The organism is Streptomyces sp. S186 (assembly GCF_051603415.1).
Lineage (GTDB): Bacteria > Actinomycetota > Actinomycetes > Streptomycetales > Streptomycetaceae > Streptomyces.
Window position 1 is genome coordinate 324013 of record NZ_CP193932.1, and the last position, 21609, is coordinate 345621.

Below are 21609 nucleotides of genomic sequence, written 5' to 3' on the forward strand. Positions count from 1 at the left end.
ATCGCCTCGACACCCAGTCGATCACGGCTTGGGCGCCGGTGCGGAGCGTACGGGCGGCGCGCCGCAGGACGCCGGCGCCCGTCTGCGCGCCGCTGCGGCTGTCCGCGACCGGAGCGGCGGGCTTCGAGGGTGAGCGGACCCGTCTCGTGAACCATCACGTGCTGTCCCTGCGATTGTCTCGTCCCTTGGCTATCGCCAGAACCGATCCTACGATGGACTAGATCCAAGTCAATAAGGCGACCAGATCCGTACGGAATTCATTCGCCGGACGACGCACGGTTAGGCTGGTGACCATGAGTGACCTGCTGGAACGGCTTCGCGGACGTGGCTGGCGGATGACCGCCCAGCGCCGCGTCGTCGCCGAGGTTCTCGACGGCGAGCATGTCCACCTCACCGCGGACGAGGTGCTGGCGCGCGCCACGGCCCGGCTGCCGGAGATCTCCCGCGCGACGGTCTACAACACCCTCGGGGAGCTCGTCGCGCTCGGAGAAGTGGTCGAGGTGACCACCGACGGCCGTGCCAAGCGCTACGACCCCAATGCCCACCGGCCCCACCACCACCTGGTGTGCTCGCACTGCGGCGCCATTCGCGACGTCCACCCCGGCGGCGACCCGCTGGCCGAGCTGCCCGCGTCCGAGCGGTTCGGCTTCACCCTCTCCGCCGTCGAGATGACGTACTGGGGCGTGTGTCCCGACTGCCGCTGAGGGCGTCGGCGCGGCGGACGGCCGGCACGTCTCATCGCGGCGCGTGGCGCGCCTCCACCACCTCGGCCCAGGCCGACCGCACCTCGTCGATGGCCTGCCGGTGCCCGCCGTCCTGCGCGCAGCGCCCGGCCCGCTCCAGCAGCCGCCGGGCCTCCCTGGGCGCCGAACCGCCGCGTACGCGTGCCAGCGCGGTCAGGGCGAAGGCCAGCGCCGTGCCGCCGAACGGCTCGGCCAGTTCTACCGAGGCCAGCGCCAGCCGCTGCGCGTCGACCCGTTCGCCGCGCAGCAGATGCAGTTCCGCCAGGTTGGCGCGCTCGAAGGCGGTGGCCGTGGGGCGGCCGGCCTGTTCGGCCAGCGCCAGCGCGCGCCGCCCGTATGCCAGCGCCTCCCCGTGCCGCCCCGCGCGGCGCTCGGTCTCCCGCAGGACGGAGAGCACGGTGGCCAGCAGCGCCCGGTCACCGGACTCCTCGGCCGGGGCCAGCGCCGATTCGGCGGGTACTGCCGCCTCGTCGGCGAGACCGGACAGGCCCAGGCAGACCGTCTGCTGAGCCAGTGAACGGGCCAGCAGCACCGGGTGGTCCGCCCCTTGGGCAGCCCCCGCGCAGCGCTCCGCCGCCCGGGCCGCCGCCAGGCCCTCCGCGTACCGGCCGCGGTAGGACAGGACCGCCGAACGCGCCATGTGGTGGGCGGCCCGGATGTCGTCGGGGGTGTCGGGGCCGGGCGGATGGACGGCCAGGACCGCCAGCGCCTCGTCGGCGCCGCGGCCGCGGCCGAGCACCTCGGCCAGCCGGGCGGCGGCCAGCGTACCGGCGTCGCGCAGCCCTTGACGTTGGTAGGTGTGGAGGGCTTCGCGGACCACGGTGAGGGCTTCCCCGTAGCGTCCCGCGCGGTCCAGGTGCAGTGCCCAGTCCAGCCGGACCCGCGCCGCGTCCGCCTCGGCCCGTACCGCGCCGCTGCCGTGCGGGCGCCGGGATGCGGCCAGTGCGCGTCGCAGCTCGGCCCGTCGGCGAGCCAGCCGTGCGCGGGCCGGTTCGGCCCAGGGCGCATGGCGGTCCTCGGGCAGCAGCTCGGGGGTCAACGCCTCCAGGGCGCGGGCCAGTTCGCGGCGGGCGCCGCCGCTCAGGGCCCGCCGGGCGAGGGCCTCGGCTTCGTCGATGTCCACGCGTACCGTGTCCGGTGCGAGCCGCAGCAGGTCGCCGTCGCCGGTCAGATATCCGGAGGCGCCGCGCGGCGGCAGCTCCGGCTCCAGCGCGTGCCGGGCGGTGTGCAGCGCCACCCGCAGGCTGCCCAGCGCGGCGCGGAGTTCGGCGTGCGGCCAGCACACGGCCATGATCTGCTCGCGGTACAGCGCATGGTCGGGGGCGAGGGCCAGCAACTTGACCAGGGTCCGGGCGCCGGGCCGGGACCAGCGCTCCACCGGCGGCGCTCCGTCCTCGCGTACCAGCCGGAAGCCGCCGAGCAGGCGAACGCGCAGCAGTGGAGGGTTCATGAGCGGGACACTCTCATCACCTCCGAACCGCGGCGGCAGACAACGGCGTTACAGCGGCGTTACTGGCCGGATCCGATCGCCGGTCGGGGCATGTCGACCGGGGTGCGGCCGCGGGAACGCGTCAATGTCGGCGGGGCCGCCGGCAGGCCGGGGGTGTGCGTTGACCATGCGGCGCGGGGTTACCGAGGATGGGCCTGCACACCGCGCCCGGCCGGCGACGTCGTCCCCACCGACCGTCCTTGAGGAGGAAGCGTGAAGCGCTCCCATGCCCTTGCCGTGTCCGTTCTCGCCCTGGTCTCCGGCACGGCCGTGGCGGCCAACACGGCCAACGCCACCGGCCCGGCGCCCCGCGACCCGGCCGCCGCCGCTCCCGTACGGCACTCCCCGTCCGCGGACGCGGCCTGGTGCGCGCAGCAGGGCGGCAAGGCGGAGACCCGCGTCCCTTACTACACCGGCACCGGCAACAAGATCACGCCACTGGGCGGCGAGCGCGAGATGTGCCTGTTCACCGCCGCCGACGGAAGCCGGATCATGATCGCCGCGGACACCCTGGCCGCGGACAAGCCGACCCTGGCCGCGCTCGCCTACGTCCGCAAGCCCGACGGCCCGAGCAGCCCCGGCAACCCGTCCATCGCCTACTGCCAGGGCATCAACGGCACCGCCATGTTCGGCAACAAGCCCACCGACGGCGGCGGTTGGGGCCCCAGGAACGAGACCGATCCGTCCAAGGCGATCTCCGCCTGCATGTTCGCCGACGGCTCGGTGATCGATGCCTGGGGGCTGAAGTACCACAAGGGCGGGGTGATCCGCGGCACCGATCTGACGAAGAAGTTCCGCGCCGAGATCCCCGGAGCGTGACGCCACCGGCCCGCCGGCCCGCCGGCCATCCAGTCTTCGGGCCGGCGGGCCGACGGGCCGGTTCTCGGCACCCGCCGCACGGACGATCGGGGCTAGTTGGCCGGAGAGACGTAGCCGCTGATCGACATGTTCCAGTACGAGCTGTCGCCCACCGCGCCGCTGTAGGGGCCGTCGTGGTGGACGGTGGAGGTCGCGGCGTCTTCGGTGACCTCGTTGCCGCCTATGCTCTCGATGGTGCCGTCGCCGTTGACCGCCGTGACGATGGCGACATGATCGGCGCTCCCGTTGCCCCTGTAGTTGAAGACGACCGCGTCACCGACGTGCGGATCCGGATGCAGCCCCGCGCCGTACTCCGCGAAGCTGCCGGCCGCCGGCGACAGGCCGTTGACGTTGTAGCCCGCCTGCGCCCAGACCCAGGACGCGAAGTCCGCGCACCAGTTTTCCGGTGAACCGCCGGCGCCCGTGCAACTGGAGTTGTAGCCCTGCTGGCCCGCGCTGTTGGTGTCACAGGCGTGATGGTCGAGATTGGCGTTCGCCACCCCGACGATGTCCTCGGGCGCGGCCGACGCCGGGCTCGCGGCCAGCATCAGCGACGGCACCACCACGGCTGCGGCCAGCATGCTCCTGACGGCGGTGTGACGCGTCTTCCGGAGTGTCATGACTCTCCTCTCGGTTCGGCTGAATCCGGCGTGCTCGGCTCCGTACTCGCGCACCGCGAACACGCTGAACGCGACGCTAGAAAGCGCCGATGGAATCGTCGTGAAACAGCGTCCGCCCCGGCCCGTGCGGCGATTTCGGGCCAACCGCCTTTCCGTTTGCCCTACTTCACCGGCGTGGCGCGATCGCCTCGCAGCCCGGAAAATGCGCCTCATCTCGGCGGAGGGGCTACTGTGTTCGCGTGTCCGTACGGCACGCCATGGCTCCTCCGGACGAGTCCTCGTCGGGCGAGACGAAGCGACCAGTGGAGAGGAAGGAGTAGGCACAGGAGTGGCGGCCTTGTCCTCCAGGGGTCACGAACAGCCCCGCAAGAAGCAACTCAAACAGCTGCGCCGGGCTTCTGCGGCGGTACTGGCGCGCCTGGACCTTTCCGACGGATGCAGTATCGCCACGGTGATGGAGCGGCTCAGCGCCGACCGGGGGCGGCCGATCCAGCTCGTACCGCTGCCCCTGGGGGCGGAGGCTCCCTGCGGTATGTGGCTGGCGACGGACGCCTTCGACGTCATCGTGGTCGAGGCGGACACCAGCCGTCTGCACCAGGACCACATCATCGCCCATGAGCTCGCGCACATGCTGTGCCGGCACCGCGACTCCGCGGGGTTCGACGCGGCGACGGTGCGCGACCTGATGCCGGATCTGGACCCGGAGCGGGTGCGGGAGATGCTGGGGCGCACCAGCTACTCCACCGCGGAGGAGCAGGAGGCGGAGATCGTCGCCTCCCTCATCCTGGAACGCGTCACCCGCCCCGCCGTGGAGTCGGTGTGGAGCGTGCCGTCCGCCGACGCCGAAACGGTCGGGCGCATCGAGAGCTCGCTCAATCCGGGCGCGGGGCCCCATGCCCAGTAGCGGTTTCGCACGATGCCCGGCCACGGGACGGCAGGGGGACTCATGAACGCGATGGCGGTGAAGGCCGCCGTCTTCCCCGCGTGTGCCGTCCTCTGCGTCCTCGCGCTGCTCTACAAGCTGCTCGACCTGCGCCATCACCGGCGCGATCCGGCTCTGCTCGCGCTGCTCATTGCGTTCTTCTGCAAGGGGATCTCGTTCACGCTCTCCACGCCCTCCGTCTCGCAGACCGTGGACGCGTACGCGGGGGTGGCCGATCTCGGGGCGCTGGGCATCCATCTCTTCGGCGGCGTCGCCTCCAGTGCCGCCTTTCTGACGGCGATCGTCTTCTGGGTGTACCCGCCCGAGGCCGCCCGGCGGCGCGCCCTGGTCCGGCTGCTCATCGCGGCCCTGTGCGCGGTCGCCATGGTCACCATGTGGGCGGCGGCAGGCAGCGGAGATCAGCGGCGCAGCGCCCACTATCTGCTGCAGAACGTGCACCGGCCGTTGGTCGCCGCCTATCTGCTGCTCTACGTCAGCGCGTTCGGCGCCGGGATGATCGAGATCATCCGGCTGTGCCGCCGCTACGGACGGGTGGCCGGCCGGCAGTGGTTGCGAAGGGGCCTGTACAGCACGGCGATCGGAGCCAGTGCGTGCCTGGTGTACTGCCTGAACCGGCTGGTCTCACTGATCGCGGTGCAGTGCGGACTGGACCCGCTGGACTGGGAACTGCTGACGCCGGTGGCCAACGGGACCGGCATCTTCTTCCTGGTGGCGGGGCTCACCATGCCTTCCTGGGGGCCGCGGATCGCCGAGTGGCGCCGGCTGGCCCGCAACTTCGTCACCTATCAGCGGCTGCATCCCCTGTGGGCGGCGCTGTACGCGGCGGTGCCGGACATCGCGCTCAATCCGCAACACGCCGGCCGCCTCGCCCGCTTCCTGCCCGGTGACATCAGCTATCGCCTCTACCGCATGGTCATCGAGATCCAGGACGGTCTGCTCACGCTCCGTCCGTACGTGGCGCCGGGCGCGGCCGCCGACGCCCGGCAGTCGGCCGAGGCGGCGGGGCTGTCGGGCGACCGGCTGCACGCCACGGTGCAGGCCACCACGCTGGCGTCGGCGCTGCGCGCCAAGCACGACAACCGCCCGCCGGCCCGTTCCTCCGTGGCGGTCGGCGCGGAAGGCGCCAAGGGCGGCGACTACACCGAAGAAGTCAGACGGCTGCTGGCCATCGCCCGCGCCTACGCCACCGTCCGGTCCACCGACCGGTGCAGGGAGAGGAAGGTTCGATGAAGTACCGCAAGCTGGGCAGCGACGGCCCCGAGGTGTCCGCGATCGGCCTGGGCTGCATGGGAATGTCGATCGCCTACGGGGTGCCGGACGAGGAGGAGTCCCAGCGCACCCTGGACCAGGCACTCGACCTGGGCGTCACCCTCCTGGACACCGCCGACGCCTACGGCCAGGGCAGCAACGAGGAGTTGGTCGGACGCTGGCTGCACAGACACGCCCGGGAGCGCGACCGGATGGTGGTGGCGACCAAGTTCGGGCTCCGCCACGACGCCGCCACGGGCCGGGTCGGCGACGTCGACACCTCCGCCGAGTACGTTCCCCTCGCCTGTCGGGCCTCGCTGCGCCGCCTGGGCGTCGAGCACATCGACCTCTACTACGCCCACCGCCGCAATCCCGCCACTCCCATCGAGGAGACGGTCGGTGCCATGGCCGAGCTGGTGGAGGCCGGACTGGTGCGGCACATCGGACTGAGCGAGGTCAGCCCCGCGACGCTGCGCAAGGCCCATGCGGTCCATCCGGTCAGCGCGGTCCAGGTGGAGTACTCCCTCTTCACCCGCAACGTGGTGGAGGGCGAACTACTTGCCACCTGCCGGGAGTTGGGCATCGCCGTCGTGGCCTACTCCCCGCTCGGGCGCGGCATGCTCACCGGCGCCCTCTCCTCCCGCAGCGAACTCGCCGCGGACGACAACCGCCGGCGCTGGCCCCGCTTCGCCGACGAGAACATCCAGCGCAACCTGGCACTCGTCCAGGCGGTCCGGGACGTCGCCGAGCGCATCGGCTGCACGCCCGCCCAGGCAGCGCTTGCCTGGCTGCTCGCCCAGGGCGAGGACATCGTGCCCATCCCGGGCACCAAGCGCCGGCGCTATCTGCAGGAGAACGTCACCGCGGTGACGGTGGCCCTGTCCGACGCCGACCGTGATCTGCTGCGCCGGACAGTGCCCGAGGAGGCCGTGGCCGGCGAACGCTACCCCGAAGCGGCCTTGGAACGACTGGGCCACTGAGCGCGGCGCCGCGATCCCGACCCTGACCCATCGGACAGGCCCTAAGCGACGCCCGGGCCGTCGAGGCCGGGTCCGTCGACGAAGGCGAGCAGCACGGCGGCCTCGGCGCGGAGGCGGGCGGCTCGGTCGGCGTGCGCGGGCGCCGTCAACTGTGCTGCGGCTTCCAGACGTTCGGCGGCTTCGGCACGTACGACGTCCACCACCCGGTGCTCGCTCAACTCGCGCCGGGCCGCTTCGGTGGCGCCGGCGCCGACCGGCGAGTGCTCCAGGGCCGCGGCACGCGGCTCGGCTTCGTCCACGGGCACCGCCTCCGCGTTGTCCAGCGCGGCGAGCGTGGCGCGCAGCGCGCTCACCGCGGTCTTGTCACGGGCGCGCATCGCGTCCGGCAGGGCTTGACGCATACGGAGACGCACAGACATAGCGGTGACCCTATGGCCACGGCCCGGGGCCCACAACGCGATATTCGCGGGCGCCGGGCTTGCCGACCTCCCGGTGCCCACCTCAGGCCGCCCACCCAGCGCGCTGTGTCGCGCCAGGCGCCCAAGAGAGGTGGACTGGAAGTGTGCGGTGTGGTGGGGCGGCCCGCCGGGCCGTCCACCGCCGGCGCGCACGGACAACGTGATCGAGGAGTGGGATCAGAACATGCCTGCGGGTTCGAGCAAGAAGCGTGAGCGGCAGTACGAGCACATCAAGGAGAGCGCCAAGGAGCGCGGTGCCTCGGAGAAGCGTGCGAAGGAGATCGCCGCGCGGACCGTGAACAAGGAACGGGCCCGGTCCGGGGAGTCCAGGTCGTCCAGCAGGGTCTCCACCCAGGACCCCAAGTCCGCCTCACAGCGGGGCGGCGAGCGCAGCCACCGCGGGGCTCAGGGCCCGACCAAGGACCAGCTGTACGAGGAAGCCAGGAAGAAGAACGTCGAAGGCCGCTCGAACATGAACAAGGAGCAGCTGCGCAGGGCCGTCGGCCGCTGAACCGGACGGTCCGGCCGAGGAGTACGACGACGGAGGGCCGGAGCCGCCCGGTGCGCGGGCAGCGGCCCGGGGCGGGTGGCGCCCTCGCGGAGGGAGACCCATGCAGAGCAACCGTACGGACGGTCACGGCCCAGGACTCCACGTGGTTGTCGTGGGAGCGACCGGCAACGTCGGCACGAGCGTGATGCGGGTCCTCGGCCAGGAACGGGCGGTGGGTTCCACCCTCGGCCTGGCCCGCCGGCCCTGTCATCTGTCCATCGCCAAGGCCGCCTGGGCCTGTGTGGACATGGCAGATCCACAGGACGATCTGGCGTCCCACTTCCGGGGCGCGGACGCGGTGATCCACCTGGCCTGGCTCTTCCAGCCCACCCACGACCCGGCCACCACATGGGAGACCAATGTGCTGGGCAGCCTGCGGGTCTTCGACGCGGTGGCGCGCAGCGGTGTGCCCGTCCTGATCCATGCCTCCTCGGTGGGCGCCTACAGTCCCGGGCCGAAGGACCGCTATGTCGACGAGTCCTGGCCCACCCACGGCTGGCCGGAGGCGGCCTACTGCCGGGAGAAGGCATATCTGGAGCGCGTCCTGGACACCTTCGAGGAACGCCACCCCGATGTCCGGGTGGTCCGCATGCGCCCCGGCTTCCTCTTCAAGCGGGAGGCGGCCTCCGAACAGCGCCGGCTCTTCGCGGGCCCTCTGGTGCCGCAGCGGCTGGTCCGGCCGTCCTTGATACCGGTCGTCCCCGACCTCCCTGACCTGCGATTCCAGGCTCTGCACACGGACGACGCGGCCGATGCCTACCGGCGTGCGGTGGTCCGCGACGTACGGGGCGCCTTCAACCTGGCCGCCGACCCGGTCGTCGACGGCCCCCGGCTCGCCGACCTGCTGGCCGCCCGCGCCGTACGGCTGCCCCAGCGGCCCGTGCGCGACGCGGTGGCGGCGGCCTGGCGGCTGCACCTCACGCCGGCCTCACCCGAGTTGTTCGACGCGGTGCTGCGTCTGCCACTGCTGGACACCGCGCGCGCTCGCGGGGAACTGGAGTGGGCACCGCGCTACAGCGCCATCGAGGCCCTCGACGAGTTCCTGCACGGGCTCAGGGACATGGCGGGCATGGATACCGCCCCCTTGGCGGCGCGGCTGCCCGGCGGCCGGCTCCGCGAACTGGCCACCGGGGTGGGACAACGCCCCTGACCTGACCAGCACCGTGCCCGATCCCGGAGACCGAGGCTCCGGACTTAGTAGACACTGTCTACCCAACCTGGTAGACAGTGTCTATGCATGCTGAGAGCTCCCTCCGGGAGCGGTTGATCGACGTCGGGGTGGACCTCGTACTGACCGAAGGCTCCGCGGCGTTGGGGCTGCGCGAGATCGCCCGCCGGGCCGGGGTCTCGCACGGCGCACCACGCCGGTACTTCCCCACGCACCACGCCCTGCTCTCCGCGATCGCCCGCCGCGGTTTCGCGGACCTCGGGGAACGGTTCGCGGCCGCCATCGCCGACGCGACCACACCGCGGGCCCAGTTGCAGGCCGTTGCGCGGGTGTACGTCGGGTACGCGCTGGAGCGCCGGGGCATGTTCGAGCTGATGTTCCGTCACGACCTGCTCGACAGCGAGCAGCAGCGCACCTCGGACCAGCCGAGGCTGCGCGAGTCGACGCTGCCGCTGTTCGACCGCATCGTGACCCTGGTCGCCCGATGCCGGGCGGAGCAGCACACCGCACAACAGGCCGACGGAACAGGAGAGTTGGCCCCACGCGCCGCCTCCGTCACGGCCGCCGTTCTGTGGTCGAACCTGCACGGCATGGCCCAACTGTGGGCATGGGGCAGTCTCCAACTCGCTCTGGGAGGCGCCCAACTGACTGGCGATGCACCGCAGCAAAACGACCAGCTCGGCCGACGCGACCAACTCGGCCAACCCGATCAGTTCGGCCGACGCGAGCAGCTCGATCAGCTTGTGGCGGCGGTGCTGGACACCCACCTCGGCCCGGTGCGCACATGACGGCGTCCCCGCGGCGGCAGGTCGCGCTCCTGGTCAGCGTGGCCGGTGCGATGCTCGTCGCGCTGGACGGCACGGTGCTGCTGGTGGCGCAACCCGGTCTGCAGCGCGATCTCGGCGCGAGCGTGGCGCAGGTCCAGTGGACCAGCACCGGTTATCTGCTCGCGGTGGCCTCGCTCCTCGTCATCGCCGGACGGCTCGGCGACCGGTACGGACACGGACGGCTGCTGTGTGCCGGCGCGGTCGGCTTCGGAGCCGCCTCGGCCGGTATCGGGCTCGCGCCGTCGATCGGCTGGGTGGTCGGACTGCGCGCCGCACAGGGCGTGTTCGGCGCACTGCTCCAACCGGCGACCCTCGCGTTGTTGCGGCTGACCTGGCCGGCGGACCGACTCGGTACGCCGGTCGCCATCCGCACCAGCGCGATCGCGGTGGCCGCGGGAGCCGGTCCGCTCCTCGGGGGCATCCTGGTCGCGCATCTGGGCTGGCGCGCCGTGTTCTGGCTCAACGTCCCGCTCGCGCTTCTGATCGCGGCGCTCACCCTGATCGTACGAGCGCCGACACCGCCTTCCCCCGCCCGTTCACAGCGGCTCGACCTCACCGGCACCGCCCTCCTCACCACCACGCTCGTGGTGCTGGTCCACACCTTGGCCGGGGTGCCGGCGCACGGATGGACCGCCGCGCCGACCCTGCTCGGGCTCGTCGCCGTCGTGGGCCTCGCCGTCGTCCTGGTCCGGCACGAACGCCGGATCGCGTACCCGGTCGTGCCACCTGCCGTGGCGCGGTCCGTCCCCGTCACCGCATCCATGGCGATCCTGCTGGCCAGCTCTGCCGGTCTGTTCGGCGCACTGTTCACGGCCACGTTCTATCTCCAGGACGTACGGCGTCTGGATCCGCTCGCCAGCGGTCTGCGCGTCCTTCCGCTGACCGCGCTGATGGTCCTCGGCGCGCCCGCCGCCGGCCGCGCACTGCGCCGGTTCGATCCGCGCAGCACCGCGACCGTGGGCACCGCCCTGCTCGCCCTCGGCATCGCGGGACTGTCCCGGCTCGGTCCGACCAGTACGTGGACGGCGATGGGGCTGACGTTCGCCGTGATGGGCGCGGGGTTCGCCACCGTGATGGTCACCGCGACCGGGACCGTCGTCGGTGACGCGCCACCCGGATACGCCGGGGTCGTGGGCGGGCTCAAACAGACCGCCATGAACATCGGCCCGACGCTGGGCATCGCCCTGGCCGCCAGCGTGACCGGACCGTCCACCCACGACTCCCCCGCCACCACGGCCACGGCATTCGCCCCGGCGATGGGCCTGGCCCTGCTGATGCTGGCCGGGTGCGCGGCGCTCGGCCTTCTACCGGCCTCCCTGCTGCCCCGGCGCGCGAGCACAGAGCCCGTCGGCCGGCGGATGTCGGCCGACGGGCCGTCCGTCAGTGGATCTGACCCACCTGGTAGTTGCCGGCCGGCTGCTGAGTGATGACGTTTCCACGGTTGAAGGCGTTGATGAGGGCGATTTGCACCACCAAGTCGGCGAGCTGGTCCTCGTCGTAGTGCTTGGCGGCGTTCGCCCACACCTCATCCGGGACGCCGCCGGCCGCGTCCGCGATCCGGGTGCCCTGCTCCGTCAGCTCCAACGCGGCGCGCTCGGCGTCGGTGAAGACGGTGGCCTCGCGCCAGGCCACCACCAGGTTGAGCCGCACCGCGGTCTCCCCGGCCGCGGCGGCCTCCTTGGTGTGCATGTCGATGCAACCGGCACAACCGTTGATCTGACTGGCGCGGAGCATCATCAGCTCACGCGTGGCGGCCGGTACCGTCGACTCGGCGAGCGCCTTGTGCGCGGCGATGATGTGCTTCATGGCCTTCGCGGCAACCGGGCCGGCCATGGGGTTCAGACGAGCTTCCATCGTGCACTCCTCCGTCGTTGTCAGTGGCTACACCCCCTTGGACGAAGCAGCCCCTGCCCCCTGTGACACGTGCGAATGTGACCTGCGTCTCCGGTAAAGCCCCGACGCCCCGGTGGGATCGGCGGCGCCGACGACCATGCCGCCTTCCGTTCCCGCTCGCCGTTCTCGCTTGCCGTTTCCGGGGCGCCCGGCCCCGCCCTCAAGTCGCGTCGCGGGCGGCGACGTCCTCGGCCACGAGGAGTGCCAGCAGACCCGGGAACCGCTGCTCGACATCGGCTCGACGGAGCGTCGCCATACGGCTGTTGCCCCGATCGACCTGGCGGATCAGCCCTGCCTCGCGCAACGTGCGGAAGTGATGGGTGACCGTCGCCTTGCTCACCGGCAGCGCGAAGGAACTGCAGGTGCGCGCCGCGCCGTCGGGCCCGGCCGCCAGTTCCCTCACGACGCGGCGCCGCAGGGGATCGGCCAGCGCCGACAGGACCTTGCCGAGTTCCATCTCCGCCAACTCGGGGTGCCCCTCCTCGTCGGGCATCACGTTCACCTCCAGTTCAGATATGACTTACTCAGGTACGGCTTGCATCGTACCTTGCCAGCCGTTAACGTCCCCAAGGTACGAAATAAATCGTACCTATTCCCTTCCCTTGGAGACCCCCGTGACTCAACCCTTCACTCTCGTCGGCATAGCCCGCCCCAAGCCCGAGCGGACTGAGGAACTGCGCCGGCTCCTGCTCTCGTTCGTCGAGCCGACACGACAAGAGCCCGGCTGCCTGGAGTACCACTTCCACGAGGACCGGAACGAGCCGGGCGTGTTCGTCTTCTACGAGGCATGGCGAAGCGAGGCGGACCTCAACGCCCACCTGACCCTCCCCCACCTCCAGGACTTCTGGGAGCGGCGCATGGACTACCTGGAGCGCGACCTGGAGATCCGCTATCTCACGATGCACAGTCCGTACGCCCCGCACCCGCACGAGTAACTTCCCATCAAAATGCGCCATTTCAGGAGCTTGCGGGAACCCTGTACCGCAGAGTCGACTCCACTCTCGTAGAGGCGCACACCGGTGCGTCTGATGCGAAGTTCTGATGCGAAGTGGGGGCAAAATGACACCTATGGCGCAACGGCCAGCGGGAGCATGGAAGACGGCCACCGGCACCGCGGCCGCCATGGTCGCCGGAATGGCCCTGGTGATCGGGGCGGCGGCTCCTGGGCAGGCGCTCCCCGCAGCGGCGGCTGCGGGGGCGCAGCTCGCAGCAAACTGCGGCGCCCCAGGCATGACAGGCAGCACAGGCGTGGCGGGCACCACAGGCATGACAGGCAGCACAGGGATGAGCAATCCCGCCACAGCCGGCGTCACCGGCAATGGCGTGACCGGAAAGGTGGCGCAGAAGCTTTCCTACAGCCTCGCGTCGGAGGCACCGGTCGGCCTCTGGTCGTCTTCGAACGTCACCGTGCGGACCCCGGTCTCCAAGGGCACCGTCCGCCTGGACGTCACCACGCAGGGCTTTATCGCCGCTTCCCTCATGGTTCAGCGCTATGACGAGAAGAGCCACCGCTGGGTCGATCTGAACGTCCAACCGGTCGGCGGTGATCGACCGGACAAGGGGAGGTTCTCCTTCCCCCTCTCCGTCGCGGCGAGCTCCGGCCACCCCGCCACGATCGCCCTCCGGGTCCAGGCCCTCGACCGTCCCGGCCGCCTGGCCGTGACCGCTTCGGTGGACGACGGGCACGGTCACACCTACCGCGCACCGACGCGTAACGCCGTCGTCGACCGCCCCGCCACCACGGTCACGGGCTGGCCGCGCGACGCCGGCCTGGTGCGTGGCGGTGCGGCGAAGGAGTTCGCGCTCACGGTCAAGAACACCACCAAGCGGGCCTACCCGGCGCTCAACGCTGCCTACTTCGCCTACGGGCAGAGCGGCAGCCGTGCCGTGGCGCCCAAGGATCTGGTGCTGCAGCAGTATGTGCCCGGCCACGGGTGGCAGCGCGTCTCGTTGGTGCCCGGCGGCTGCGACCCGGGGATGGGCGCCAAGCTGATCCCGACCGCCAAGACGCCGCTGGCGCCCGGCGCCACCGCTGTCTACCGGATGCGACTGGCCGTCACGGGAGACGCTCCCGTGGCCGATGTTGATGCGGGTGTCTCGGTAGGCACCGGCGACACGTCGTTCTCCTACCAGACCTTGCCGTTCAAGATTCGCACCAGGTAGCGCCGGCGAACGCCTCGATCACGCACGGGGAGTCGGAGAGATGGAGGGAGGAGCGGCCGGACCGGAGCGGACCATGCCGAACTCCAACTCCGGCTCCCCTTCCCGTACGGGCTGCACCCGACCGTTCTGCTGGAAACCATGGCGGGCATAGAGCCGCTCCGCGTGCGCGTTTCCCTCCGTCACCCACAGCTCCACCTGCGAAAAGCCGTGGTCCTGTGCCCACCGCAACGCCGCCCGCACCAACAGGTCGGCGACTCCGCGCCCGCGTGCGGCAGGGTGCACCCACATCGACACGAGCTGGGCGATGCCTGGAGCATCCGGAAGGATGCCGATCAGTCCGCAGGCGGTGTCACCGCCCTCCGCGACGAACTGGTTACGTCGGGTGAGGCGCTCGCGCCACGCCTCCTCCGTGAACGCCTGCTCCCGCTCCAGAGTGGAACCGAATGCCCCGGGGGCGTCCGTCGGGCCCAGGCCGAGGACGCTCCCGACGGCCTCAGCCGCGTCCGGTGAAGCGCTGGCCCACGTCGAGTCGACGCAGGTCGGCGAGGACCTGCGGGTCCTGGGCGTCGAGCCAGTCGCAGAGCTGGCGGAACGAGACCAGCCGGACGTCCTTGCGCTTGTCGTCGGCGATGTGTTTGAGGGCCTCCTCGACGGCGTCCATGTAGATGCCGCCGTTCCACTGCTCGAAGTGGTTGCCGATGAAGAACGGTGCCCGGTTGGTTTCGTAGGCTCGCTGGAAGCCGGCTATGTAGGCTTCCGTGGCCTGCTTGCGCCAGCGCGGGTAGTTGGCCGGTGGGGCCTTGGTGGAGTTCTTGGACTGGTTGGCCAGGATGTTGTAGTCCATCGAAAGGACCGGGAAGGAGTGGCCGGGGAACGGTATCCCCTGGAGCGGGAAGTCCCACAGGCCCTGCTTCTTGGTGGGCCAGACCTGGCGGCCGCCCGGTGAACTGGCGTCGTAGCGCCAGCCCAGCTTGCGGGCGGTGGGCAGCAGGTTGTCCTGGCCGAGCAGGCAGGGGGTGCGGCCGCCGACGAGTTCCTTGTGGTAGTCGAAGGGCAGCGGGTCGAGGTCGGTGAAGCCGGTGTTGGTACGCCAGTTGGTGACGAAGGACATGGCCTGGTCTATCTCGGACTGCCACTGGGCGGGGGTCCAGTGCTTCACCGAGCCTCGGCCCTCGCCGCAGAAGTGGCCGTTGAAGTGGGTGCCTATCTCGTGGCCCTCCAGCCACGCCGCGCGCACGTTCTTCAGCGTTGCCCTGATGTGGTCGTCGGAGAGGTAGGGGATGTCGGAGGCACCGACCCGGTTGTTCGGCGGGCGGTACATGCGCTTCTTCTCCTCGGGCAGCAGATACAGCCCGGAGAGGAAGAACGTCATCGAGGCGTTGTGATCCTTGGCGAGCTTGCGGAACCGTGGGAAGAGGCCGTTGCCCACCTCGCCCGCCCCGTCCCAGGAGAAGACGACGAACTGCGGCGGCTTCTGGCCCGGTTCCAGCTTCTGCGGCGTGGGCGGCTGGTTGGGCTGCCTGCCGGTGAACGCGGTCGAGCCGTCGCCGATCGGCTTGCCGGGCGTCTTCGCTCCCGACGTGGCTGAGACCTTGTCGGAGGTCGTCGACTTCCCGGAGGGCGAGCAGCCGGCCACGGAGAGCGCGGCCGCTGCTCCTATCCCGAGTCCGAATACGCCTCGGCGACTGATTTCACGCATAGCGGTTCCCAAGCATTCGATCGAAGTTCTGGTGGGTGGGGACGGCCCGGGAAGGGGACGCCCAAGAGGCGGGGAAGCTGATGCGCTGACGCCGAGAGACTGAGCCCGCCCTCGTCACAGCGGCACGGATCTGTCCGGCAACCCTTGCCCGATCTGTCTGGCAAACCCCTGCCCGACTGCGGCGTACCGGAATGACGTACCGAAATGGCTACGGCCTACGCGCTAAGCCCTGTGTCGCGTCCGCAACCATCCCTGCGCAACCGTCACTCTCCGACTTCCGCATACCGCGCTCGCTCCCCGTGCCGATGGGCGGCAAGACCATGAAGGCCCCGGCGGCCCTCGATCAACGCCCTTGGACGCCTACGACTCTGCGGGAGATCGCTACCGTGTCGGTAACGCCTCACTAACGGCTGCCTGGCGCGAGCGGCTCGCCGTCTGTTTGGATGCGCACTCAACGGCAGATATCACGGCAGACATCAAGGGGTGAGGCGGACATGGTGTCCACAGAGAGCCTGCTGGCATTCGCGGCGATGTCGCTGCTGGTGATCGTGATTCCGGGGCCGAGCGTGCTGTTCGTGGTCGGCAGAGCCCTGGCGCACGGCCGGCGCACGGCGCTGGCGACGGTCCTCGGCAACCTGCTCGGCTCCTACGTCCTGGTGCTCGCCGTGGCATGGGGCCTCGGCGCGCTGGTGGAGACCTCGGCGGCGGTGTTCACGGGCGTGAAACTGGCCGGCGCGGCGTATCTGGTCTACCTGGGCGTGCAGGCGTTCCGGCACCGCAAGGAGATGCGCGCGGCGGACATGGACGCGCCGGCGGGTGAGCGGCGCGGCGATCTGCGCACGATCCTGGACGGTGCTTTCGTGGGTGCCACCAACCCGAAGGGCATCGTCTTCTTCGCGGCGGTGCTTCCCCAGTTCGTGAATCACTCGGCCGGCCAAGTGCCCCTCCAGATGATGGAGTTGGGGCTCATCCCGGTGGCCATCGGTCTGATCACGGACACCCTGTGGGGCCTGGGCGCCTCGGCGGCCCGTTCCTGGTTCGCCCGCTCGGACCGCCGGCTGTCGAAGGTCGGCGGGGCGGGCGGCCTGGCCATGATCGGGCTCGGCGTGACGGTGGCGGCTACGGGCCGCGCCGACTAGGACCTCTACGAGTAGGGCCTCGACGAGGCCGAGGACGAGACCGGCCCTGCGGTGCCCTTGTGCGCGCAGCAAAACGGACGCCCGCCAACCACCACGCCACCGCCACCCCGGACGCCGATTACGGATACCCCTGTTCACCGAATCCACACGTCCCGTTAACGGTGAAATTGATCATGGGCAACTCGCGTCCGGCCTCATACCATTGCCCGCTGCTCCGGACGGGGCGGCACGCAGCTCTCAAGGGAACGGACAGCATGGCAGTACGAGCAAAAGGCAAGCTTGCGATCTTCGGCACCGTGGGGGCGCTGGCCGCCGCGGTCTTCGCGGGCAGTGCCCTGTGGCCGGGCGGCAGCGAGGCCGCAGCCGCCGGGTCGTCGTCGCGGGTCGCGTCCGTGGAGCTGAAGCACTGGCCCGCGCCCGTGGCCGAGAAGCTCGGCAAGGTCATCACGGACCACGGCCAAAAGGGCGCGTACGCGGTCTTCGACGCGGACAACACCACGTACCGCAATGACTTGGAGGAGGCCCTGCTCCCCTTCCTGGAGCAGAAGGGCGTCCTGACCCGCAAGACCATGGACCCGTCCCTGAAGGTCATCCCCTTCAAGGACACCGCGGCCCACAAGGAGAGCCTCTACAGCTACTACAACCGCCTGTGCGAGGTGGACGACCAGGTCTGCTACCCGTGGGCGGCGCAGATCTTCTCGGGCTTCACCCTGAAGCAGCTCAAGGGGTACGTCGACGAGCTCATGGCGTACCGCAAGCCGATACCCGCCGAGTACTACCAGGGCGGGAAGCTGACCAGGACCGAGGTGCAGCCTCCGCGCCCCACCCCGGGCATGCAGGAGCTCTACAAGGCGCTGCGCAGGCACGGCATCGAGGTGTATGTGGTGAGCGCGGCCTCCGAGGACCTGGTGCGGATGGTCCTGAGCGATCCCAAGTACGGCTACGACGTGAAGCCGCAGAACGTCCTCGGCGTCTCCATGCTGCTCAAGGACCGCAAGACGGGCGAGGTGACCAGTTCCCGCAAGGAGATCGCGGCCGGCCGCTTCGACCCGGCGAAGCTCGCCGGGCGTGAGCTGACGCCGACCCTGTGGGCCCCGCTGACCTGGTACGAAGGCAAGCCTGCGGCGATCAGCACCTACATCGACCAGTGGAAGAAGCCGATCCTGGCAGCGGGCGACACCCCCAAGAGCGACGGCCCGATGCTCTTCCACTCCACCGATGTGGAGCACGGCGGGGTCCGTGTCTGGGTGAACCGCAAGGCGAGCTCCATGAAGGAGCTCGACGAGATGAAGCGTTCCAACGCCCAGCGGCAGAAGGAACTGGGGCAGCCGGTCACCGCGGACAAGCGGTGGCTGACGGTGACGCCGGAGCAGATCAGCTGAGCGGATCTACTGGACCGCTGCCCTGATGCGGTCGGCGCGGTCGGCGCACCCGGACCAGGCGGACCGCCTTGCCTGTTTCCGGTGTCCGGCCGTGGCCGGCCGCCTGGCCATGGCATCGTAAGCACCATGTGCGGTCGATTCGTGGCTACCCGCAGCCCGCAGGACCTGGCTGGTCTCTTCCACGTCACACAGTGGGATCCGGCGGCGGATCTCGTCCCGCCGAGTTGGAACGTGGCGCCCACCGACGACGTATGGACGGTGTTGGAACGTCTCGACCGCGACACCGGGGCCGTGGAAAGGCAGTTGCGGGCGCTGCGGTGGGGGCTGGTGCCGTCGTGGGCGAAGAGCCTGAGCGTCGGCGCGAAGATGATCAATGCGCGGGTGGAGACGGTGCATGAGAAGCCGGCCTACCGCCGCGCGTTCGCCAAGCGACGCTGCCTGCTGCCGGCGGACGGCTTCTACGAGTGGCAGGCACTGCCGCCCGCCGAGGGTTCCAAGGCGAAGCCCCGGAAGCAGCCGTACTTCATCAGCCCCGAGGACGGGCAGGTCATGGCGCTGGCCGGCCTGTACGAGTTCTGGCGCGACCCCGGCGTGGCAGCGGACGACGACCCGGCGGCGTGGCGGGCCACCTGCACCATCATCACCACCGAGGCCACCGACGCCGCCGGCCGCATCCACCCGCGCATGCCGTTGGCCATCGCACCGGACCACTACGACGAGTGGCTGGACCCGGCACACCACGACAGCGACGAGCTGCGGGGCCTGCTGACCACGCCCGCCGACGGGAACCTCGACGCCCTGGCCGTCAGCACCGCGGTCAACAGCGTCCGCAACAACGGCCCGCACCTGCTGGACCCGGCCCTCCCCCAAGACCTCCCCCAGGGCTGAAAGCCTGGTGCGTGCCCCAGCCGCCCCGGTGCCCCGGGAGCCATTCCTCCGGGCCGCCTGTCGTCAACTCCACCTGGCCGCCCGGCAGTTCGTGTCCGTCGCGGTGCTCCGCGCGCAGCCAGGGCAGGGCGAGGTCGACCAGGGCGGGTGCGGGCCGGTCGGCGACCAGCGGCGCGCCCGGCGGCACGTCCTCACCGAAGTCGATCAGCAGCATGCCGCCGGGCACCGCCGCGGGCTCCGGCACGAAGCGCGCCGCGAGATCGCCGGCGACCGCCCGGAGCGCCGGGGACGGGGTGACGGCCGAGCCGGCCGGCGGCCGGGGCGGCGAAGATCAGCCGGAGCTGCTCGGCGGGCCACCCAAGTGGTACGGGGCCATGGCGAGTTGATCATGAACGGACGGCGGCACCGGAGGGAGCGGGCGAATCTGCCGACCGAGGCACCGTTGCCGGGCGCCGGGTTGTGCTACCGTTTCGATGTTGCAGTTGTGGTACCCATGAACCTATGTGCGCCTGACGGGAATGTTTCTCCATCAGGCGCGCTATTTGTTTCCGGCATCTCCGGATGGGGCCTCTGCCTACAGAAGGAGAAAGTTATGGCACAGGGAACTGTGAAGTGGTTCAACGCCGAAAAGGGCTTCGGCTTCATTGAGCAGGACGGCGGCGGCCCCGACGTCTTCGCCCACTACTCGAACATCCAGGCCCAGGGCTTCCGTGAGCTCCAGGAAGGCCAGCGGGTCTCCTTCGACGTGACGCAGGGCCAGAAGGGCCCGCAGGCGGAGAACATCGTCCTCGCCTGATAACGGCCCGAAAACCGGCCTGATATCCGGCCCGAAAACCGGTCGCGTATCCGCTCACCGGGGTCCGCACTGTCATGGTGCGGACCCCGGTTTGCGCTGTTCCAGGAAGCCAGGAAGGCAGATCACTGCATGGCCCGTAGGTCCCAGAACCAGAAGTCGAACCGACGCACCGCGTCCGCACCGTCCGCCGCATCGTCTCCGAGGGAATTCCGGCTGCCGGAAAGCACGACGCCCGCGCTTCCCGCCGTCGAGGACTTCGCCGGTCTGGACATGCCTCCGGCGCTGCTCAAGACCCTCACCGCACAGGGTGTGACCACTCCGTTCCCCATCCAGGCCGCCACGCTGCCCAACTCGCTCGCCGGCCGTGACCTGCTGGGACGGGGCCGCACCGGTTCCGGCAAGACGCTGGCGTTCGGGCTGGCGCTGCTGGCCCGCACGGCCGGACTGCGCGCGGAGTCCAGGGCGCCCCTGGCCCTCGTTCTGGTGCCCACCCGTGAGCTCGCCCAGCAGGTGACGGACGCGCTGACCCCCTACGCGACGGCGGTGAACCTCCGGCTGACCACCGTGGTCGGCGGGCTGTCCCTCACCAAGCAGGCCACCGCGCTCCGCCGCGGCGCCGAGGTACTCGTGGCGACGCCCGGCAGGCTCAACGACCTGGTGGAACGCGGGGACTGTGTGCTCGACGACGTCCGCATCACGGTGCTGGACGAAGCCGACCAGATGACCGACATGGGCTTCCTGCCGCAGATCACCAAGCTGATCGAGCAGGTACGGGCCGACGGGCAGCGCATGCTGTTCTCCGCCACGCTGGACGGCAACATCGACCGCCTCGTGCAGCGGTTCCTGACCGACCCTGTGGTGCACTCCGTGGACCCGTCGGCGGGAGCGGTGAGCACCATGGAGCACCATGTGTTCCACGTCCTGGACGACACCGACAAGAAGGCCGTCGTCACGCGCATCGCGGCCCGTGACGGCCGGGTCATCCTCTTCCTCGACACCAAGAGGTCCGCGGACCGGCTCGCCAAGCGGCTGCTGGCCGTCGGCGTCCGGGCGGCCGCGCTGCACGGCGGCCGTTCCCAGCCGCAGCGCACCCGCACCCTGGAACAGTTCAAGAACGGCCAGGTCACCGCGCTGGTGGCAACGAACGTCGCGGCCCGGGGCATCCACATCGACGATCTCGACCTCGTCGTGAACGTCGATCCCCCCACCGATCACAAGGACTACCTCCACCGCGGCGGCCGCACGGCCCGGGCCGGCGGTTCCGGCAGCGTGATCACGCTGGTGCTGCCCGACCAGAAGAGGGACGTCACCCGGCTCATGTCCCACGCGGGCATCCGTCCGCGGACGGCCCGCATCAGGTCGGGCGACGCGGAGCTGGCCACGCTCACCGGTGCGCGCGAGCCGTCCGGTGTGGCCGTCACGATCGAGGTCCCCCAGCAGGCGGCACCGGCAGCGTCCCGTCCACAGCGGAAAAGCGACGGCGAGCCCGGTAGGCGGCCGGCTCGCCGGCGCCGCAAGGGCGGCGGGGCCGCCGCGGCGACGACGACCACTGCCACCGGGCAGGGAAGCCAGCGCTCGGACCGCCGGGCGACGGCCGGGACCGGCACCGGCGGCGGCGCGGCGACGGGCGGGCGCGGTGCCGCCCGCCGGGCGAGGGGCGGCAAGGCCGCAGGTGGGGCCGGCCGCGCGGGCGGCGGCCGCAACGCCGACCGCCGAGGCGGCCGCCGCAGCCCCGCGGCCTAGTACACCGGCGCCGGCACCCCGG

At 70.8% G+C, this 21609-nt stretch carries 23 protein-coding genes; 16 read left to right on the forward strand and 7 right to left on the reverse strand.

Features of this window, described 5'->3' with window-relative positions; genetic code table 11:
- The first annotated feature begins 293 nt into the window (after positions 1-293).
- Positions 294-704, forward strand: coding sequence for a Fur family transcriptional regulator (locus ACRAS8_RS01380; protein WP_438483884.1), 411 nt, complete (start codon positions 294-296; stop codon positions 702-704).
- Positions 705-735: 31 nt separating this feature from the next.
- On the opposite strand, the gene ACRAS8_RS01385 is transcribed toward ACRAS8_RS01380, so the two are convergent.
- Positions 736-2193 (reverse strand): hypothetical protein, encoded by a 1458-nt coding sequence (locus tag ACRAS8_RS01385; protein WP_438483885.1) that lies wholly within the window; start codon positions 2191-2193, stop codon positions 736-738.
- Positions 2194-2445: 252 nt separating this feature from the next.
- Here ACRAS8_RS01385 and ACRAS8_RS01390 point away from each other — a divergent pair, with 252 nt between their 5' ends.
- Positions 2446-3051, forward strand: a complete 606-nt coding sequence (locus ACRAS8_RS01390; protein WP_438483886.1) for a hypothetical protein — start codon at positions 2446-2448, stop codon at positions 3049-3051.
- A 92-nt stretch (positions 3052-3143) separates the two neighbouring features.
- Here the strand turns inward: ACRAS8_RS01390 and ACRAS8_RS01395 are convergent, their stop codons facing one another.
- The gene (locus tag ACRAS8_RS01395) at positions 3144-3710 is read right to left on the reverse strand and encodes a CHAP domain-containing protein (protein WP_438483887.1); all 567 of its coding nucleotides are present in this window, start codon (positions 3708-3710) and stop codon (positions 3144-3146) included.
- Positions 3711-4047: 337 nt separating this feature from the next.
- On the opposite strand from ACRAS8_RS01395, the gene ACRAS8_RS01400 reads away from it, so the two are divergent.
- The 3 genes from ACRAS8_RS01400 to ACRAS8_RS01410 are packed head-to-tail and all read left to right on the forward strand — an operon-like array spanning position 4048 to position 6881.
- The gene (locus ACRAS8_RS01400) at positions 4048-4614 is read left to right on the forward strand and encodes a toxin (RefSeq protein ID WP_438483888.1); all 567 of its coding nucleotides are present in this window, start codon (positions 4048-4050) and stop codon (positions 4612-4614) included.
- A gap of 42 nt (positions 4615-4656) precedes the next feature.
- Positions 4657-5883, forward strand: a complete 1227-nt coding sequence (locus tag ACRAS8_RS01405; RefSeq protein WP_438483889.1) for an MAB_1171c family putative transporter — start codon at positions 4657-4659, stop codon at positions 5881-5883.
- Complete coding sequence (locus ACRAS8_RS01410; RefSeq protein ID WP_438483890.1) at positions 5880-6881, forward strand: aldo/keto reductase; 1002 nt, start codon at positions 5880-5882, stop codon at positions 6879-6881. Before ACRAS8_RS01405 ends, ACRAS8_RS01410 begins: the two co-directional genes overlap by 4 nt.
- Positions 6882-6922: 41 nt before the next feature.
- Here ACRAS8_RS01410 and ACRAS8_RS01415 read toward each other — a convergent pair whose 3' ends face one another.
- On the reverse strand, positions 6923-7258 hold the full coding sequence (locus ACRAS8_RS01415; RefSeq protein WP_438490309.1) for a hypothetical protein: 336 nt from the start codon (positions 7256-7258) through the stop codon (positions 6923-6925).
- Between the two features lie 265 nt (positions 7259-7523).
- Between ACRAS8_RS01415 and ACRAS8_RS01420 the strand changes: the two genes are divergently transcribed.
- The 4 genes from ACRAS8_RS01420 to ACRAS8_RS01435 all read left to right on the forward strand — a co-directional run bounded on the left by ACRAS8_RS01420 (position 7524) and on the right by ACRAS8_RS01435 (position 11311).
- A complete protein-coding gene (locus ACRAS8_RS01420) occupies positions 7524-7850 on the forward strand; it encodes a plasmid stabilization protein (RefSeq protein WP_438483891.1) in 327 nt (108 codons plus the stop codon).
- Between the two features lie 100 nt (positions 7851-7950).
- Positions 7951-9039, forward strand: a complete 1089-nt coding sequence (locus ACRAS8_RS01425; protein WP_438483892.1) for an NAD-dependent epimerase/dehydratase family protein — start codon at positions 7951-7953, stop codon at positions 9037-9039.
- Positions 9040-9122: 83 nt separating this feature from the next.
- Complete coding sequence (locus ACRAS8_RS01430) at positions 9123-9845, forward strand: TetR/AcrR family transcriptional regulator (protein WP_438483893.1); 723 nt, start codon at positions 9123-9125, stop codon at positions 9843-9845.
- Positions 9842-11311, forward strand: a complete 1470-nt coding sequence (locus ACRAS8_RS01435) for an MFS transporter (protein WP_438483894.1) — start codon at positions 9842-9844, stop codon at positions 11309-11311. Before ACRAS8_RS01430 ends, ACRAS8_RS01435 begins: the two co-directional genes overlap by 4 nt.
- Here the strand turns inward: ACRAS8_RS01435 and ACRAS8_RS01440 are convergent.
- Positions 11265-11738 carry a carboxymuconolactone decarboxylase family protein gene (locus ACRAS8_RS01440; protein WP_438483895.1) on the reverse strand — a complete coding sequence of 158 codons (474 nt, stop codon included), beginning with the start codon at positions 11736-11738 and terminating at the stop codon, positions 11265-11267. The two genes, ACRAS8_RS01435 and ACRAS8_RS01440, sit on opposite strands and share 47 nt — an antisense overlap.
- A 199-nt stretch (positions 11739-11937) precedes the next feature.
- Positions 11938-12270 (reverse strand): ArsR/SmtB family transcription factor, encoded by a 333-nt coding sequence (locus tag ACRAS8_RS01445; RefSeq protein WP_438483896.1) that lies wholly within the window; start codon positions 12268-12270, stop codon positions 11938-11940.
- A 121-nt stretch (positions 12271-12391) separates the two neighbouring features.
- Between ACRAS8_RS01445 and ACRAS8_RS01450 the strand changes: the two genes are divergently transcribed.
- On the forward strand, positions 12392-12712 hold the full coding sequence (locus ACRAS8_RS01450; protein ID WP_438483897.1) for a putative quinol monooxygenase: 321 nt from the start codon (positions 12392-12394) through the stop codon (positions 12710-12712).
- Between the two features lie 199 nt (positions 12713-12911).
- Positions 12912-13940, forward strand: a complete 1029-nt coding sequence (locus ACRAS8_RS01455) for a hypothetical protein (RefSeq protein ID WP_438483898.1) — start codon at positions 12912-12914, stop codon at positions 13938-13940.
- Between the two features lie 18 nt (positions 13941-13958).
- Here ACRAS8_RS01455 and ACRAS8_RS01460 read toward each other — a convergent pair whose 3' ends face one another.
- Positions 13959-14411: a GNAT family N-acetyltransferase gene (locus tag ACRAS8_RS01460; RefSeq protein WP_438490310.1), complete on the reverse strand. Its 453-nt coding sequence runs from the start codon at positions 14409-14411 to the stop codon at positions 13959-13961.
- A 22-nt stretch (positions 14412-14433) separates the two neighbouring features.
- On the reverse strand, positions 14434-15639 hold the full coding sequence (locus ACRAS8_RS01465) for a hypothetical protein (protein ID WP_438483899.1): 1206 nt from the start codon (positions 15637-15639) through the stop codon (positions 14434-14436).
- A 494-nt stretch (positions 15640-16133) separates the two neighbouring features.
- Here ACRAS8_RS01465 and ACRAS8_RS01470 point away from each other — a divergent pair, with 494 nt between their 5' ends.
- The 5 genes from ACRAS8_RS01470 (at position 16134) to ACRAS8_RS01490 (ending at position 21587) form a co-directional block, all read left to right on the forward strand.
- A complete protein-coding gene (locus tag ACRAS8_RS01470) occupies positions 16134-16778 on the forward strand; it encodes a LysE family translocator (RefSeq protein ID WP_438483900.1) in 645 nt (214 codons plus the stop codon).
- A 254-nt stretch (positions 16779-17032) separates the two neighbouring features.
- Positions 17033-18160, forward strand: a complete 1128-nt coding sequence (locus ACRAS8_RS01475) for a haloacid dehalogenase-like hydrolase (RefSeq protein ID WP_438483901.1) — start codon at positions 17033-17035, stop codon at positions 18158-18160.
- Positions 18161-18286: 126 nt separating this feature from the next.
- The gene (locus ACRAS8_RS01480) at positions 18287-19048 is read left to right on the forward strand and encodes an SOS response-associated peptidase (protein ID WP_438483902.1); all 762 of its coding nucleotides are present in this window, start codon (positions 18287-18289) and stop codon (positions 19046-19048) included.
- Between the two features lie 592 nt (positions 19049-19640).
- The gene (locus tag ACRAS8_RS01485) at positions 19641-19844 is read left to right on the forward strand and encodes a cold-shock protein (protein ID WP_438483903.1); all 204 of its coding nucleotides are present in this window, start codon (positions 19641-19643) and stop codon (positions 19842-19844) included.
- Positions 19845-19973: 129 nt separating this feature from the next.
- Entirely contained in the window at positions 19974-21587 is a 1614-nt protein-coding gene (locus ACRAS8_RS01490) for a DEAD/DEAH box helicase (protein ID WP_438483904.1), read from the forward strand.
- Positions 21588-21609 lie beyond the last annotated feature (22 nt).